We start from the raw sequence: 14,240 nt of genomic DNA, 5'->3' as shown, positions 1-14,240 counted from the left end.
ACCGCCGCCCCCGCACAACGATGCGGTCCCGTCCCGAAGCGGCCGAGGTGATCAACCGTTCGCGAGTGTTTCCGCGCTGTCCGGCGCACCGCCGGATGATTTCGGGGCGGGACGGCTGGTGACCGTCCCGGTTCCGAGGTGCACCGGCGGCGCATCGCCGCCGGTGAATGTCTGATACCCGTCAGAAGCGGTCGATAAACTGTGCGTCAAGCCACTCTCGGACGCTGGTGACCGGCTGCATGTCGGTGCCGAGCCAGGAGAGCGAACCGGTGAGGGCCAGCACGCCGACCACGATCGCGCCCAGCGACAGGATCATCCCGATCAGGGCGTCGGTCTTGCCGGCGATGTGCCGCTTGCCGGTGGCGTGGATGCCGCTCAGCGACAGGATCAGGCCCAGCACGGCCAGGCCGATGCCGTAGCCGAGCAGCGGGCCGGAGAGCACGAGCAGGGCGGCCACGACGCTGATGATCAGGCCCATGGTGGCGAGCAGGCTGGCCCGCGGCTTCGGCCCGGCGACGACCGGCGGCTGCTCGACGGTCTTCTCGTCGGCCCGGTCGAAGCGGTCGGTGCGGGCGGCGACCGGGCGAGGAGCCTGCAGGTCGCGGCTCTTCAGGTCGTCGCGGGTCTTCGGCTCGTGGCCGACGGCCTGCTGGTTGACCAGCGTGTCCTCGTCGGCGGGCCGGCGGCGTTCGACCACGGGCGGCGCGGCGGGCGGCGGGGTGACACTGGCGTCGGTGCGCGGACGCACCGGAGTCGTGGCGCTGGTCGCGCCGGCCGGACGCGCTTCGGTCTCGGCGGTGGTGTCGGACTGGCGCGAGAACGTCGGGAGTCTCATCGTCAGCACCTCCTTCAACCTTCGGGGATGCCCTCGCTATACCCCGATGGCCGGACCGCGACACAAACACGGCGGCGGCGGGCGCCGGCAGAGCCGGGCACCCGCCGCCGGAAACGCGTCAGACCAGGGCAGACGTCGCGTTGACGTCGGTCGCCTTGGAGATCACGTGGTCGACGATCCCGTAGTCCTTGGCCTCCTGGGCGGTGAACCAACGGTCCCGGTCGGAGTCGCGGCCGATCTCCTCCGGGGTGTGCCCGGTGTGGAAGGCGATCCGCTCGTTCATGACCGACTTGATGTGCAGCATGCTCTCGGCCTGGATGGCGATGTCGGCCGCGGTGCCGCCGATGCCGCCGGACAGCTGGTGCATCATCACCCGGGCGTGCGGCAGGGCGTACCGCTTGCCGGCGGTGCCGGCGCAGAGCAGGAACTGACCCATCGAGGCCGCCATGCCCATGGCGATCGTGGCCACGTCGTTCTTGATGTACTGCATCGTGTCGTAGACGGCCATACCCGCGCTGATGGAACCACCCGGCGAGTTGATGTACAGCGCGATGTCCTTCTCGCTGTCGGCCGAGGCGAGCAGCAGCATCTGCGCGCAGATCCGGTTGGTCACCTCGTCGTTGACCTCGCTGCCGAGGAAGATGATGCGCTCCCGGAGCAGCCGCTCGAAGACCTGGTCGTCAAAGGATGCGCCACCCGCCCGCATCGCGATCTCGTCAACTCTCATGGACCCACCCTCTCGCACGAGCCGGGAGTCTGTCGCACCCACCCGGCATTCGACCTCTACCACCTTCCCCGGTAAAGGGCGCCGATCCCAGCGATTCTCCTCAGGGCGAAAGCCGTGAGCGGATATTCCCCGGCTAGGGTTCTCAGGTGCCAGAGGGACACACCATTCATCGGCTTGCGGCGCGGCATCGGGCGCTCTTCGCCGGGCAGGTCGTCCGGGTCTCCAGCCCGCAGGGACGGTTCGCCGCCGGGGCGGCGCTGCTGGACGGGCGCGCGCTGGTCGACGCCGAGGCGTACGGCAAGCATCTGCTGCACCATTTCGACGACGAGTCGACGATGCACATTCATCTCGGGCTCTACGGCAAGTTCGCCGATGGTGACCTGCCCGCGCCCGCGCCCGTCGGGCAGGTTCGGCTGGCCATGTCCGGTGCCCGCCACTGGTTGGAGCTGCGGGGTCCGACCGCCTGCGAGGTCCTCGATCCGGTGCAGGTCGCGGCGCTGCGGGCCCGGCTCGGGCAGGATCCGTTGCGCGACGATGCCGAGCCGCGACTGGCGTACGCCCGGGTCGTGGCCAGCGGCAAGCCGGTGTTCGCGCTGCTGCTCGACCAGACGGTGGTGGCCGGGTGCGGGCTCATCTACGCCAACGAGGTGTTGTTCCGGGCCGGGCTGGCGCCGACCACGCCGGGGCGGGACGTCAGCGTGCAGTGCTGGGCCGAGCTCTGGGACGACCTGCGGGCCCTGATGAAGGAAGGCGTCGTGCGGGGGCGGATCGACACCGTCCACACCGCTCACACACCGGAGGCGATGCGGCGGGCGCCGCGGGTGGACCGGCACGGCGGTGAGGTTTATGTCTACCGCCGTACGGGTCAGCCGTGCCTGGTCTGCGGCACCGCGGTCACCCGGGGCCCGATGGCCGGCCGGAACCTCTACTGGTGCCCGGTCTGCCAGCCGTCAGAGTGAGGACGCCGGGCCGGGAGCCGCCGCGGTGGGGGCCGGCGGCTGGTCCGGGATGCCGAGCTGGAAGTTCTCGGTCAGCCAGGGCAGCAGCTGCTCGTACGCCAGGATGGTGTCCGGCTGGTTGAAGTCGTGCGACAGCACGATCGCGCCCGGCCGGGTGTCCTTCTGCACGCCCTTGACGATCTTGTCGACGTGGGCGGCGTCGTCCTCTTTCTCGGTGTGCTCCCAGTCGCGGGGGTCGACCTCCCAGTAGAGCGAGGTCATGCCGTCCGTGTACGCCGTCTGCACCAGGGCGTCGGTGAAGTTGCCGCCCGGGGCGCGGAAGAACGGGATCTCCGCACCCGGCACCGCGGCCCGGATGGCCTCGTTGGTGCGGCGCAGGTCCTCCTGGATCTTGCCCGGCCGCTTCTTGCCGATGGTCAGGCTGTGGTCCCAGGTGTGGTTGCACAGCGTGTGACCGGCCGCGGCGATCTGCCGGACGATCTCCGGGTGCCGCTGCACCTGGCTGCCGACCAGGCAGAAGGTGGCCTTGACCTGGTATTTCGCCAGCAGCTCGAGAATCTTCGGGGTCTGCGCCGGGTCGGGGCCGTCGTCGAAGGTGAGGGCGACGGTGGCCGAGCCGGTCGTGCGCAGCGACTTGGCCGGGCCGGCGCCCTCGGGCACGAGGATCGCCGGTGCCGGGCTGGTGGCGGCCGCCGATGGCGTCGCGGGGGCGGAGGGCTTGGCCGCGGGCTTGCCCGGTGTGGTCGCGGTGGGCTCGGCGGCCGCGGTGGGTTCGCCCGGCTTCTGCTGCGGGGCCTTGTCCTTCTTCTTCGCCGGCGCCCTGGTCGAGGTGGCGACGGCGTGGTCGGCGGCGTTCACCGGGTTGACCTCGGGGTCGCCGCTCTGCTGGATCGGCACGATCAGCAGCAGGCCGACCGCCACCAGGGCGGCGAGCAGGGCCTGCTGCCGGCGTCGGCCGATGAGCAGCCAGGACTCGATCGGCAGGGTGCCGGGCGCGCGGTGGCTGCCGGTGACAGGCGGGCGGCCGCTGTCGGCGAGCGCCCAGCCGCGGACCGCCTCGGCCGCGTCGCGGACGACGGGCAGCGGCCGGACGGTGATGGCCAGCGGATCGGCCGCCTTCGCGTGCTTGCCGCGGGACGAGCCGCCGGCAGCGGTCACCCGCCGGGCCCGCGTGGCCTTGCGCCGGTCGTCCCGGTTGCGGCGGGGGGCCAGGTCGAGAGAGGTACGGCGACCGCCGGCCACCCGGGTCGTCGTCGGGGGACGCAGCACCGTGGCGTCGGCCAGTGACTCGGGCCGCCGGTGCCGTCCGTTGGCGGTCTCGCCCTCGAGGACCTGGACGTGCGGGAAGCCGCCGGTCGTCGCGGTCAGCGCGCCGTTACTGCGGGCGCGCGCCGCCGGCTGGGCCGCGTGCCGGGGCCCGTTCTCCGGCGCCGTACGAGGTGAGGGGAGCGACGGCATTCGTCATGCCTACCGGTTTACAAGATCAAAGACGATACCGCTTTCGTGATCAATGCGTGACCGGAAGTGATCGCTCCTGCTCACAGCTTTGCCCGCAGAGCGGATTGATGACGACACATCGGACGATAAGCATCACCCCGCCGCGTGCACGGCGTCCGTCGCCTTGCGCGCGGCGATCAGCACCGGATCCCACACCGGGGAGAACGGCGGCGCGTAACTGAGATCGAGGGCCGTCATCTCCTCCACGGTCATGCTGTTCCAGACCGCGATCGCCAGCGAGTCGATCCGCTTGGCCGCCTCCTCGCGGCCCACGATCTGAGCGCCGAGCAGCATGCCGGTCCGCTTCTCGGCGATCAGCTTCACCGTCATCGTGCTGGCTCCGGGGTAGTACCCGGCCCGGCTGGTCGACTCGACCGTCGCCGTGACGAACGCGAAGCCGGCCGCGTCGGCCTCCTTCTCGGTCAGCCCGGTCCGGGCCACTTCCAGCTCGCACACCTTGGTCACCCCGGTGCCGATCACGCCCGGGAACGTCGCGTAGCCGCCGCCGATGTTGATGCCCGCGACCCGGCCTTGCTTGTTGGCGTGGGTGCCCAGCGGCACGTGCACCGGCTGGCCGCTGACCCGGTGCACGGTCTGCACGCAGTCACCGGCCGCCCAGATCCCGTCGAGGTGCCCCTCGGGCCCGATGACCCGCATCCGCAGGTCGGTGCGCAGCCCGCCGGTCACCCCGACCGGGATGCCCGAACGCACGGCGAGCGCCGTGTTCGGGCGTACCCCCAGGCCCAGCACCACGATGTCGGCCGGCAGCGTCCCCTCCGGGGTGACCACCGCGGAGATCCGGCCGTCGGCGGTCTCCAGGCCCTGTACGTGGGTCCGGGTGCGCACGTCGATGCCCAGCCCGCGGATGGCCGCGCCGACCCGCTCGCCCATGTCCGGGTCGACCGTGGCCATCGGCTGCGGCGACTTCTCCAGCAGGGTGACGGCCAGGCCGCGCCGGACCATCGCCTCGGCCATCTCGACGCCCACGTAACCGCCGCCGATCACGACGGCGGTGCGCGGCTGCGGCTCGCGGTCGAGCCAGGCATGGATGGCCGTGCCGTCGTCCAGCGTCTGCACGCCGAAGACACCCTCGCCGTCGATCCGGGCCCAGTCCGGCGTCACCGGCACCGCGCCGGTCGCGTACACCAGGTGGTCGTAGCTCTCCCGCCGTTCGCCGCCGCTGTCCAGGTCGCGGGCCACGACCTCGCGGGCGGTCAGGTCGATGCCGACGACCTCGTGGCGGGTGTGCACGCGGATGCCGGCGTCGCGGAACTCCTGCGGCGTACGCGCGATCAGCGCGTCCCGGTCCTTGACCGCACCGCCGATCCAGTACGGGATCCCGCAGGCCGAGTACGACGTGAAGTGCCCCCGCTCGAACGCCACGATCTCCAGCTCGCCGGGCCCCAGCCGCTTGCGGGCCTGCGACGCCGCGGACATCCCGGCCGCGTCCCCGCCGACGACGACGAGCTTCACCGCTCGCCCCGGGTGGTGGCCGCGAGCCAGTCCACGACGTCCTCGATCGAGCCCCGCTGGGCCAGCAACGCCCGCTGCCGGGCCGCGCCGGTGCCGTGCGCGCGCAGCCGTCCCATCAGGACGGTGGTCATCTCCAGATCGCCGTGGCGTTCGAGCTCCGGGCGTACGTAGTCGAAGAGCTGGCGCATCAGTTTCCAGGCCGGCCGCGGCTCCCGGGTGGCCATGTCGATGTTGAGGCCTTCCAGCCCGTCGTGCGCGGCGCGCCAGTGCGCGGCCATCAGCAGCGGGTGCGGCACGTTCGGCGCCGGCCGGCCGTACTCGACCTCCCGCAACAGAGTCGCGACCAGTGCGCGGGCGAGCGCCGCCAGCAGCATCGCGTCGTCCGGGGTGGGGCAGACGTCGCCCATCCGGATCTCCACGGTCGGGTAGTTCGCCGACAGCCGGGCGTACCAGTAGAGCATCCCCTCGTCGAGCATCGCGCCGCTCGCGACCAGGTCCGAGATCATCGTCTCGTACTGCTCGTGGGACTCCAGGTACGGCGTCGGGCCGACCGTGGGCCAGCGCTCCCAGAGCATCGAGCGCCAGCTGGCGTACCCGGTGTCGCGGCCGTCGAAGAACGGCGAGTTCGCCGTCGCGGCCTGGAAGATCGGCAGCCAGGGCCGCAGGTGGTTGAGCACCTGCACGCCGGTCTCCGGGTCGGGGACGCTGACGTGCACGTGCATGCCGTTGAGGCCGCCGCCGGGGGAGAGGTCACCGAAGCGCTCGCGCATCCGGTGGTAGCGGGGCTTGTCGACGATCCGGGAGTGCTCCCCGGCCGCAGGGCTCGCGCCGACCGCCACCAGCCGGGCGCCGGCGCGCTCGGTCGCGGCGGCCAGCCCGGCCCGCAGCCGGGTCATCGACTCGAAGAGATCGCGCAGTTCCAGCTGGGGCGGACTGGCCGTCTCGATCTGGCTGCGCACGAACTCGTGCTGCACCGAGTCGCGGATGTCGTCGCCGAGGTGGTCGAACACCTCCTCGACGCGGTCGACCGCGCGGGGCTCGGTGGCGTCGACAAGCAGATACTCCTCCTCCACGCCGAGCGTGAGGAGTCCTTGTGCGTCCGCCTCGTCGGCCATCTCCTCGGAGATCGTTGTTGCCGTCGCCGCGCTCTCCGAAGTTGCCATGACCGCAAATTACCCGGCCGCGGTCTCCGGAAAACGAAGGTTGCGCCGCGCGCGTAGCGTTTCAGGCATGCTGCTGCTGGGGTTCTGGGTCTTCGCCGCCCTGCAGAGCCCCGCGCCCGGGTCGTCCACCCAGCTGGTGCTGGGTCTCGCGGCTGTCGCGGCCGCGCTGTTCGTGGTGCTGGCGGCCGCCGCCGTCATCTCGGTGCCGTCCCTGCGTCCCGCTTCGGCCGGCGTCGGCCTGGCCGTGCGGGCCCTGCGCCGGCGGTTGCCCCGCCTGTTGGATCCCGACGCGGCCGGGCGGCCGCGTCCGCGAGCCCCGTCGGCGTGCCCGGCGGTCGTGCTCCCCGCGCACTGACCCGCGCCCGGGCCGGCCGCCTCCGCGTCCTTATTTCCTTTCGGACCGCAGGGGTACGCCCATGTCCTTTTCCGCTGCGCTCGACGCCGTCGTCGGTGTCGCGCATTCCGCCCTCGAGGGTCTCGCCACCCTCCTGACCCCGGCCGTCGGCGGGCTCTCCGCCGCGCTGGCCATCGTCCTGTTCACCGTCGCCGTCCGGCTGCTGATCAGCCCGCTCACCTGGTTGCAGGCCCGATCCGCCCGGCGCGGCGCCACGCTGGCGCCTGAGCTGGCAGCGCTGCGGGAACGGCACCGCGACGATCCGGTGCGGCTGGCCACCGAGACGCTCGCTCTTCAACGCGCGAACGGCGCCGGCCCGTTCGCCGCGATGCTGCCCGCGCTGGCCCAGGCGCCGTTCTTCATGCTGATGTTCCACCTGGTGCAGCCCGGTGCCGGTACGCCCACCGGAGTGCTCGGCGGCCATTTGCTCGGCGTGCCGCTGACTGCGCACCTCGCGGCCGGCCTGCCGGTCTTCGCCGTGCTGCTGGCGCTGGCGACCGCGTTGGCGTGGTGGTCCTCGCGGCGTACCCGGCGCTTGCAGCCGGCCCCGGCCGATCCGGCTCAGCCCGGTGCGCTGCTGCTGCCGCGGATCCTGTCCTGGTTGCCGTACCTGACGGTGGTGATGGTGGCCTGGCTGCCGCTCGCCGGTGGCCTCTACCTGGTCACCTCGGCCGCCTGGACCGCGCTTGAGCAGGCACTATGGCGCCGTCCCGCACCGGCAGTCAATCGGTAGCCATGCATATTGACAAGCTTCCGTAACAGCATGGAAACTTCCAGAGAGCGCTCTCAGCAGGGCATCCCCATCCCCCCGAAAGGCCGTTGTCATGAGAAGCACCCCGAACAAGTGGCGCCGGCGGTTGCTCGCTGCCGCCGCTGTCGTGATCGCCGGCGGCGCCTCGGCCGTCTTCGTGGCGCAGGCCGACGCGGCCGTACCGCCCGCCCCCTCGGGCATGAGCCTGATCTTCAGTGACGACTTCACCGGCGCCGCGGGCACCGGGCTGAACCGCAGCAACTGGATCTACGACATCGGCACCGGCTACCCCGGCGGCGCGGCGAACTGGGGCACCGGCGAGGTCGAGCGGATGACCGACTCGACGCAGAACGTCTACCACGACGGCAACGGCAACCTGGCGATCAAGCCGATCCGGGATTCGGCCGGCAACTGGACCTCCGGCCGGGTGGAGACCCAGCGCACCGACTTCGCCGCGCCGGCCGGCGGCAAGCTGCGCATCGAGGGCCGGCTGCAGCAGCCGAACGTCACGGGTGCGGCGGCCGCCGGCTACTGGCCGGCGTTCTGGACCCTGGGTGACGCGGCCCGGCCGGTCGGCGCGACCAACTGGCCGAGCATCGGCGAGTGGGACATCATGGAGTCGATCAACGGCCGGCCCTCGGTCTTCTCGGCCCTGCACTGCGGGGTCAACCCGGGCGGTCCCTGCAACGAGACCACCGGCCTGGGCAGCGGCGAGAAGTCCTGCCCGACCTGCGGCACCGCCTTCCACACGTACGCCGTCGAGTACGACCGCAGCGTCTCCCCGGAGCAGCTGCGCTTCTACCTCGACGGTGCGCAGTACCACCAGGTCAGCGCGAACCAGATGGACGCCACGACGTGGAACAACGCCACTCACCGCGGCGTGTTCATCATCCTGAACGTGGCCATGGGCGGCGGCTTCCCGGCCGCGTTCGGTGGCGGACCCACCGGGGCGACCCGGTCAGGCGTGCCGATGCTGGTGGACTACGTGGCCGTGTACCGCTCGGGTTCGGGTGGCACCACGCCGCCGACCACGCCGCCCACGACGCCGCCGGCCGGTGGCGTACGCAACGCGTACGGGCAGATCGAGGCCGAGTCGTACAACGCCGCGTCGTCGGTGATCAAGGAGACGTCGTCCGAGGGTGGTCAGAACGTCGGCGCCATCAGCAACGGTGACTGGCTGCAGTTCGACAACGTCGACTTCGGCACCGGTGGGGTACGCGACTTCGTGGGCCGGGTCTCCTCCGGGGCGGCGGGTGGCGTCAGTGGCCTCGTCGAGGTCCGGGTCGACAGCCGCAGCAACGCGCCGATCGGCAGTTTCGCGCTCGCCAACACCGGCGGGTGGCAGTCCTGGCGGTCGGTGCCGGCCAACGTGGCCAACGTGTCCGGGCGGCACACGGTTTTCCTGACCTTCACCAGTGGGCAGCCGGCCGACTTCGTCAACGTGAACTGGATCCAGTTCCGCAGGTAGCGACTTCGTTCAATACGTACGCGTAAGGGCCGGGGGCGTGACCAGCGCCGCCGGCCCGCGCACCTTAAAGAACTTTAAGGTGCCGGGGGTCTGGACTAGTTCTGTTAACAGTCCTAATAATCAATGAACCTAACTGTTCGACGTGGAAGGCCCACCCCCATGCGCCGATCCCTGGTCCTCGCCGTGTCCGCCGCCCTCGCGGCCGCCGGCTCCGCTGTCTACATAGGATCTTCCGCGAGCGCGGCCACCGCCTGTGCCCCGGCGTGGAGCTCCTCGGCGATCTACGTCAAGGACAACTCCGTCTCGTACCAGTCGAAGAACTACACCGCGAAGTGGTGGACCACCAACGAGGTCCCCACGGCCAGCGGGCAGTGGGGCGTCTGGGCCGACAAGGGAGCCTGCGGTGGCGGGACGACGCCGACCACCCCGCCGGCCACGACCCCGCCGACCACCCCACCCACGACCCCGCCCACCACGCCGCCGACGACGCCGCCCACCACGGTGCCGCCGAGCAACGGCACGCTGCCGGCGCACTTCATCACCGGTTACTGGCAGAACTTCGACAACCCGGCCAACGAGCTCAAGCTCGCCGCCGTGCCGAGCACCTACGACCTGGTCGCGGTGGCCTTCGCGGACGCCACGAGCACCCCGGGCGCGGTCTCCTTCACCATCGACGCCGGGCTCTCCGCCTCGGTCGGCGGCTACACCAACGAGCAGTTCAAGGCCGACATCGCGACGCTGCACTCACGCGGCAAGAAGGTCATCATCTCGGTCGGCGGTGAGAAGGGCTCGGTCAGCGTCAACGACGCGGGCGCGGCGACCAACTTCGCCAACTCGGTCTTCTCGCTGATGCAGACGTACGGCTTCGACGGCGTCGACATCGACCTGGAGAACGGCCTCAACCCGACCTACATGGGCCAGGCGCTGCGCAGCCTGCGGGCCAAGGCCGGCGCCAAACTGATCATCACGATGGCGCCGCAGACCATCGACATGCAGAACCCGGCCGGGTCCTACTTCAAGCTCGCGCTCGACATCAAGGACATCCTCACGGTCGTCCACACCCAGTACTACAACTCCGGCGCCATGCTCGGCTGCGACCAGAACGCCGCGTACGGCCAGGGCACAGTCAACTTCCTGGTCGCGCTGGCCTGCATCCAGCTCGAGGCCGGGCTGCGTCCCGACCAGGTGGCGCTCGGCCTGCCGGCGACCACCAGCGCGGCCGGCGGCGGCTACGTCTCGCCGTCCGTGGTCAACCAGGCCCTCGACTGCCTGGCCCGCGGCACCAACTGCGGCTCGTTCCGCCCGCCGCGCACCTATCCCGGCATCCGCGGCGCGATGACCTGGTCGATCAACTGGGACGTCACCGCCGGCAACGGCTGGGCCAACACCATCAAGCCGCACCTTTCCACCCTGCCCTGATCACCAGATTCCCCCACTGGAGAGATCCCCCATGAAGCTGAAGAAGAAGTACGCCGTCGCGCTCGCGATGGTGCTGGCCGCGGCCGGAGCCGGCACCACGGTCGTGCTCGCGCCCGGCGCGTCGGCGGCCGTCGCCTGTGCCCCGGCGTGGAGCTCCTCGGCGGTCTACGTCAAGGACAACACCGTCTCGTACCAGTCGAAGAACTACACCGCCAAGTGGTGGACCCAGAACGAGGTCCCGACGGCCAGCGGGCAGTGGGGCGTCTGGGCCGACAAGGGCGCCTGCGGTGGCGTGGTCGACCCCACGACCCCGCCGACCACGCCCCCGACCGGGCCCACCACCCCGCCGGCGACCGGCACCAAGATGGCGTCCGCGCCCTACATCTACCCCGGCTGGGGCAACCCGCCGGCGCCGTCGACGGTCATGAACGCCACCGGTATCAAGGCCTTCACCATCGCCTTCGTGCTGGCCAACGGCTGCAACCCGGTCTGGGACGGCGAGGGTGGCCTGACCGGCGGCTCGCACGAGAGCACCATCAACGCGATCAAGGCGGCCGGCGGCAGCGTCGTCCCGTCGATCGGTGGCTGGAGCGGCAACAAGCTCGGCCCGAACTGCGGCACTCCGGAAGCGCTCGCCGGTGCGTACCAGAAGGTGATCGACACCTTCGGCCTCAAGGCGATCGACATCGACATCGAGAACAGCGACGAGTTCGAGAACACCGTGGTCCAGGACCGCATCCTCGGCGCGCTGAAGATCGTCAAGCAGAAGAACCCCTCGGTGAAGACGATCCTCACCTTCGGCACCTCGCCGACCGGTCCGAACTACTTCGGCACCCGGCTGGTGCAGCAGGCCAAGGCGCTGGGCGCGAACATCGACATCTTCACCCAGATGCCGTTCGACTTCGGCGGCGGCGCTGACATGTACGGCGCCACGGTCGGCGCCTCCGAGGGCCTGAAGAACCTGCTCAAGACCACCTTCGGCTGGAGCGACGCGCAGGCGTACTCGCACATGGGCATCTCCGGCATGAACGGCCTGTCCGACCAGCAGGAGCTGACCAGCACCGACACCTGGACCCGGATCCGCGACTACGCGAGGAACAACAACCTCGCCCGGTTCACCTTCTGGGCGGTCAACCGGGACCGCGGCTGCGCCGGTGGCGGCGTGGTCTCCAACTGCAGTGGCATCGCGCAGTCCGACTGGGCCTTCACCAAGATCAGCGCAGGCTTCTAGGCACCGTTTCTCCCCTGGCGCGCGGCCGTGGATCTCACCGATCCGCGGTCGCGCGTCGCCGTTTGCGCACCTTTTTGATCACCCAGCTGCCGATGGCCACCGCGAAGAAAGCCATGATCGCGTAGTCGAACCAACTGCTGTACTTCTCCACCTGTTGCCACCGGGAACCCAGGGCGTAGCCACCGCCGATGAACAGACAGTTCCACAGTCCGCTGCCGATGGTGGTGAGCAGGGTGAACATGCCCAGCTTCATGTGGTTGGCGCCGGCCGGGATGGACACCAGGCTGCGGACCACCGGAGCCATCCGGCCGAAGAAGACCGCACCCTTCTCGTGCCGCTCGAACCAGCGGTCGGCCAGGTTGAGGTCGTCGGCGTCGACCAGCGGGATGCGGTCCAGCCAGCGGCGCAGCCGCTCCTCGCCGAGCGCGTAGCCGAGCCAGTAGAGCGCCAGGGCCCCCAGCACCGAGCCCGCGGTGGCGGCGATGGCCACCAGCACCAGGTTGACCCGGCCCGAGCCGGCCAGATAGCCGGCCATGGACAGCACGATCTCGCTGGGGATGGGCGGGATCAGGTTCTCCAGAGCCACGAGCAGGCCCACGCCCAGCTCGCCGAGCGACTCGATGACCGATGCCACCCAGCCGGTCAGGCCACCCAGCTGACTGGGCTCGGTCTCCGCGGCCAGGTAGTACGGCACGCTCATCCGGCGCTCCTTCGTCTCGATCCCCATGCTTACCCGGCTTCCAAGGTACAAACCGCTTGCCGTATATACCTGTCATCGGTATATGCTGCCGACCATGACCGATACACCCATGCGCGAGCCGACCTTCCTGGTGCTCACCGCGCTGGCCTCGGGCCCCCAGCACGGTTACGCCGTGATCGAGGACGTGGCCCGGATGACCGATGGCCGGGTCCGGCTGCGGGCGGGCACTCTCTACGCCGCGCTCGACCGGCTGCGCACCGACGGCCTCATCGAGGTCGACCGGGAGGAGGTCGTGCAGTCCCGGCTGCGCCGCTACTACCGGCTCACGGGGGCCGGGGAGAAGCGGCTGGCCGCCGAGAGCAGCCGCCTGCGCCAGCAGGCCACTCTGGCCGAGGGCCGGCTGCGCGCCCGGCACGACCTGGGAGGGGCACCCGCGTGACCGCACCGCTCGAGATCCGGTACCGCCGCCTGCTGGCGATCTATCCGCCGGCGCACCGCCACGCCTACGAGGAGGAGATGGTGACAGTGCTGATGGAGGGCGCCGCACCCGGGCAGCGCAGACCCGCCCTGGGCGAGGCCGTCGACCTGCTCCGGGCCGGCCTCCTCGCGCGCCTCGGCCGCGGCGCGCAGGGCCTGCGCACCTCCGCCTGGCGCGATGCCGCCGCGGTGGCGGCCCTGCTCGGCGCGGTGCTGCTCACGGCGATCGCGGGGCGCCGGCTGATCGTCGGCCTGCTGTACGCCCGGGAGTCCGGCGACCCGATGCGCGCCTTCGGCCTGGACGGTGGCCTGCTGATCGACGTGGCCGCCCGTTCGCTGGCGTGGCTCGCGGTCGTGGTCGCCCTGCTGCTCGCCGCCCGGCGTACGGCGACGGCGCTCACGATCGTGGCGGTGCTGGTCGAGATCGCCGCCATCGCGGTGTGGCTGCCGAGCCAGGAGTTCCGCGCGGTCCGGATGTCCTGGGCCCTGGTCGCGGCCCTGCTGACGGTCGCTTTGCTGGTGCTGTCCCGCCAGGGTCGCCCGGCCACCGTGATCCTGGGCCGGCGTGGTGGCGCCCTCCTCGCCGCCGGTCTGGTCCTGGCCGCGGCAGGTGCGTTCTCGCTCCCGTGGTGGTCGATCCCGCCGCAGATCCTGGGGCTGGTCACCGTGCCCGACGCCCTGCTCCTCGCGGCCGGCGCGATGCTGCTGGCGGGTCTGCACCGGATCCCCGCTGGGATCCGGCGCCGCATCCTGGTGCTGCTCGCGCCCCTGCTCGCGGTGCCGGTGGCGCAGCGGCAGCTGGAGCAGGCGATCGACATCAGCCTGGCGCGGTCCGTGACGCCCGGCATCGTCGTGGTCGACGTCCTGCTGATGACCGGCGTCCCGCTGCTGGCCTTCGCCCTCGCGGCTGCCGCGTTGCACCTGCGGGAGAACATCACGGTGACGATCACCCGGACCCCGGAGCAGGCCGCATGACGTCCGAGGCGATCCTGGAGCGCCGTCACCGGCAGTTGCCGCGGCTCTTCCGGGGCGGGACCCCGGTGGTGCCGCTTGCCGCCGCCTGGGTGGTCGTCCGCCCGGATCGCCGGTTCGAGCAGAGTCCGCCGGGGTCGCCGTCCGTGTGAACGGGGCCGCCGCGTCGTGCCG

General features: G+C 71.2%; 15 protein-coding genes. 9 read left to right on the top strand and 6 right to left on the bottom strand.

Going from position 1 to position 14,240, the window contains the following annotated elements; all coding sequences use genetic code 11:
- Positions 1-181 precede the first annotated feature (181 nt).
- Both AB0C12_RS21455 and AB0C12_RS21450 read right to left on the bottom strand, forming a co-directional pair.
- Positions 182-835 carry a hypothetical protein gene (locus AB0C12_RS21455; protein ID WP_360550429.1) on the bottom strand — a complete coding sequence of 218 codons (654 nt, stop codon included), beginning with the start codon at positions 833-835 and terminating at the stop codon, positions 182-184.
- A gap of 118 nt (positions 836-953) precedes the next feature.
- Complete coding sequence (locus AB0C12_RS21450) at positions 954-1,562, bottom strand: ATP-dependent Clp protease proteolytic subunit (protein ID WP_212991103.1); 609 nt, start codon at positions 1,560-1,562, stop codon at positions 954-956.
- Positions 1,563-1,708: 146 nt separating this feature from the next.
- On the opposite strand from AB0C12_RS21450, the gene AB0C12_RS21445 reads away from it, so the two are divergent.
- Positions 1,709-2,521: a DNA-formamidopyrimidine glycosylase family protein gene (locus tag AB0C12_RS21445; RefSeq protein ID WP_360550427.1), complete on the top strand. Its 813-nt coding sequence runs from the start codon at positions 1,709-1,711 to the stop codon at positions 2,519-2,521.
- Here the strand turns inward: AB0C12_RS21445 and AB0C12_RS21440 are convergent.
- The 3 genes from AB0C12_RS21440 to AB0C12_RS21430 form a co-directional block, all read right to left on the bottom strand.
- Positions 2,513-3,979 carry a polysaccharide deacetylase family protein gene (locus tag AB0C12_RS21440; RefSeq protein WP_360550425.1) on the bottom strand — a complete coding sequence of 489 codons (1,467 nt, stop codon included), beginning with the start codon at positions 3,977-3,979 and terminating at the stop codon, positions 2,513-2,515. The two genes, AB0C12_RS21445 and AB0C12_RS21440, sit on opposite strands and share 9 nt — an antisense overlap.
- Positions 3,980-4,111: 132 nt before the next feature.
- Positions 4,112-5,491, bottom strand: a complete 1,380-nt coding sequence (locus AB0C12_RS21435) for an FAD-dependent oxidoreductase (protein ID WP_360550423.1) — start codon at positions 5,489-5,491, stop codon at positions 4,112-4,114.
- On the bottom strand, positions 5,488-6,606 hold the full coding sequence (locus AB0C12_RS21430; RefSeq protein ID WP_360550586.1) for a glutamate--cysteine ligase: 1,119 nt from the start codon (positions 6,604-6,606) through the stop codon (positions 5,488-5,490). The genes AB0C12_RS21435 and AB0C12_RS21430 overlap by 4 nt, the downstream gene beginning before the upstream one ends.
- 115 nt (positions 6,607-6,721) lie before the next feature.
- Between AB0C12_RS21430 and AB0C12_RS21425 the strand changes: the two genes are divergently transcribed.
- The 5 genes from AB0C12_RS21425 to AB0C12_RS21405 all read left to right on the top strand — a co-directional run bounded on the left by AB0C12_RS21425 (position 6,722) and on the right by AB0C12_RS21405 (position 11,917).
- A complete protein-coding gene (locus AB0C12_RS21425; RefSeq protein ID WP_360550421.1) occupies positions 6,722-7,009 on the top strand; it encodes a DUF6412 domain-containing protein in 288 nt (95 codons plus the stop codon).
- A gap of 61 nt (positions 7,010-7,070) precedes the next feature.
- Positions 7,071-7,781: a membrane protein insertase YidC gene (locus AB0C12_RS21420; protein ID WP_360550419.1), complete on the top strand. Its 711-nt coding sequence runs from the start codon at positions 7,071-7,073 to the stop codon at positions 7,779-7,781.
- Between the two features lie 91 nt (positions 7,782-7,872).
- On the top strand, positions 7,873-9,267 hold the full coding sequence (locus tag AB0C12_RS21415; RefSeq protein ID WP_360550417.1) for a carbohydrate-binding protein: 1,395 nt from the start codon (positions 7,873-7,875) through the stop codon (positions 9,265-9,267).
- Between the two features lie 159 nt (positions 9,268-9,426).
- Complete coding sequence (locus AB0C12_RS21410; RefSeq protein WP_360550415.1) at positions 9,427-10,686, top strand: glycosyl hydrolase family 18 protein; 1,260 nt, start codon at positions 9,427-9,429, stop codon at positions 10,684-10,686.
- 31 nt (positions 10,687-10,717) lie between these two features.
- Positions 10,718-11,917 (top strand): carbohydrate-binding protein, encoded by a 1,200-nt coding sequence (locus tag AB0C12_RS21405; RefSeq protein WP_360550413.1) that lies wholly within the window; start codon positions 10,718-10,720, stop codon positions 11,915-11,917.
- A gap of 34 nt (positions 11,918-11,951) precedes the next feature.
- Here AB0C12_RS21405 and AB0C12_RS21400 read toward each other — a convergent pair whose 3' ends face one another.
- A complete protein-coding gene (locus tag AB0C12_RS21400) occupies positions 11,952-12,617 on the bottom strand; it encodes a DedA family protein (RefSeq protein WP_360550411.1) in 666 nt (221 codons plus the stop codon).
- Between the two features lie 94 nt (positions 12,618-12,711).
- On the opposite strand from AB0C12_RS21400, the gene AB0C12_RS21395 reads away from it, so the two are divergent.
- Genes AB0C12_RS21395 through AB0C12_RS21385 form a run of 3 tightly spaced genes read left to right on the top strand, consistent with a single transcriptional unit; the run spans position 12,712 to position 14,218 of the window.
- Complete coding sequence (locus tag AB0C12_RS21395) at positions 12,712-13,056, top strand: PadR family transcriptional regulator (RefSeq protein ID WP_360550409.1); 345 nt, start codon at positions 12,712-12,714, stop codon at positions 13,054-13,056.
- On the top strand, positions 13,053-14,069 hold the full coding sequence (locus AB0C12_RS21390; protein ID WP_360550407.1) for a hypothetical protein: 1,017 nt from the start codon (positions 13,053-13,055) through the stop codon (positions 14,067-14,069). Before AB0C12_RS21395 ends, AB0C12_RS21390 begins: the two co-directional genes overlap by 4 nt.
- A complete protein-coding gene (locus tag AB0C12_RS21385) occupies positions 14,066-14,218 on the top strand; it encodes a hypothetical protein (RefSeq protein WP_360550405.1) in 153 nt (50 codons plus the stop codon). The genes AB0C12_RS21390 and AB0C12_RS21385 overlap by 4 nt, the downstream gene beginning before the upstream one ends.
- Positions 14,219-14,240: the final 22 nt, after the last annotated feature.

It is taken from the genome of Actinoplanes sp. NPDC048967, assembly GCF_040649415.1.
GTDB lineage: Bacteria > Actinomycetota > Actinomycetes > Mycobacteriales > Micromonosporaceae > Actinoplanes.
This window is presented reverse-complemented; position numbering and strand designations above follow the sequence as displayed.

Excerpts from the sequence above, each read along its gene's own strand:
- AB0C12_RS21455 (WP_360550429.1), bottom strand. The coding sequence starts at position 835 with ATGAGACTCCCGACGTTCTCGCGCCAGTCCGACACCACCGCCGAGACC.
- AB0C12_RS21410 (WP_360550415.1), top strand. The coding sequence starts at position 9,427 with ATGCGCCGATCCCTGGTCCTCGCCGTGTCCGCCGCCCTCGCGGCCGCC.
- AB0C12_RS21400 (WP_360550411.1), bottom strand. The coding sequence starts at position 12,617 with ATGAGCGTGCCGTACTACCTGGCCGCGGAGACCGAGCCCAGTCAGCTG.
- AB0C12_RS21440 (WP_360550425.1), bottom strand. The coding sequence starts at position 3,979 with ATGCCGTCGCTCCCCTCACCTCGTACGGCGCCGGAGAACGGGCCCCGG.
- AB0C12_RS21385 (WP_360550405.1), top strand. The coding sequence starts at position 14,066 with ATGACGTCCGAGGCGATCCTGGAGCGCCGTCACCGGCAGTTGCCGCGG.
- AB0C12_RS21405 (WP_360550413.1), top strand. The coding sequence starts at position 10,718 with ATGAAGCTGAAGAAGAAGTACGCCGTCGCGCTCGCGATGGTGCTGGCC.
- AB0C12_RS21430 (WP_360550586.1), bottom strand. The coding sequence starts at position 6,606 with ATGGCCGACGAGGCGGACGCACAAGGACTCCTCACGCTCGGCGTGGAG.
- AB0C12_RS21415 (WP_360550417.1), top strand. The coding sequence starts at position 7,873 with ATGAGAAGCACCCCGAACAAGTGGCGCCGGCGGTTGCTCGCTGCCGCC.
- AB0C12_RS21425 (WP_360550421.1), top strand. The coding sequence starts at position 6,722 with ATGCTGCTGCTGGGGTTCTGGGTCTTCGCCGCCCTGCAGAGCCCCGCG.
- AB0C12_RS21420 (WP_360550419.1), top strand. The coding sequence starts at position 7,071 with ATGTCCTTTTCCGCTGCGCTCGACGCCGTCGTCGGTGTCGCGCATTCC.
- AB0C12_RS21450 (WP_212991103.1), bottom strand. The coding sequence starts at position 1,562 with ATGAGAGTTGACGAGATCGCGATGCGGGCGGGTGGCGCATCCTTTGAC.
- AB0C12_RS21395 (WP_360550409.1), top strand. The coding sequence starts at position 12,712 with ATGACCGATACACCCATGCGCGAGCCGACCTTCCTGGTGCTCACCGCG.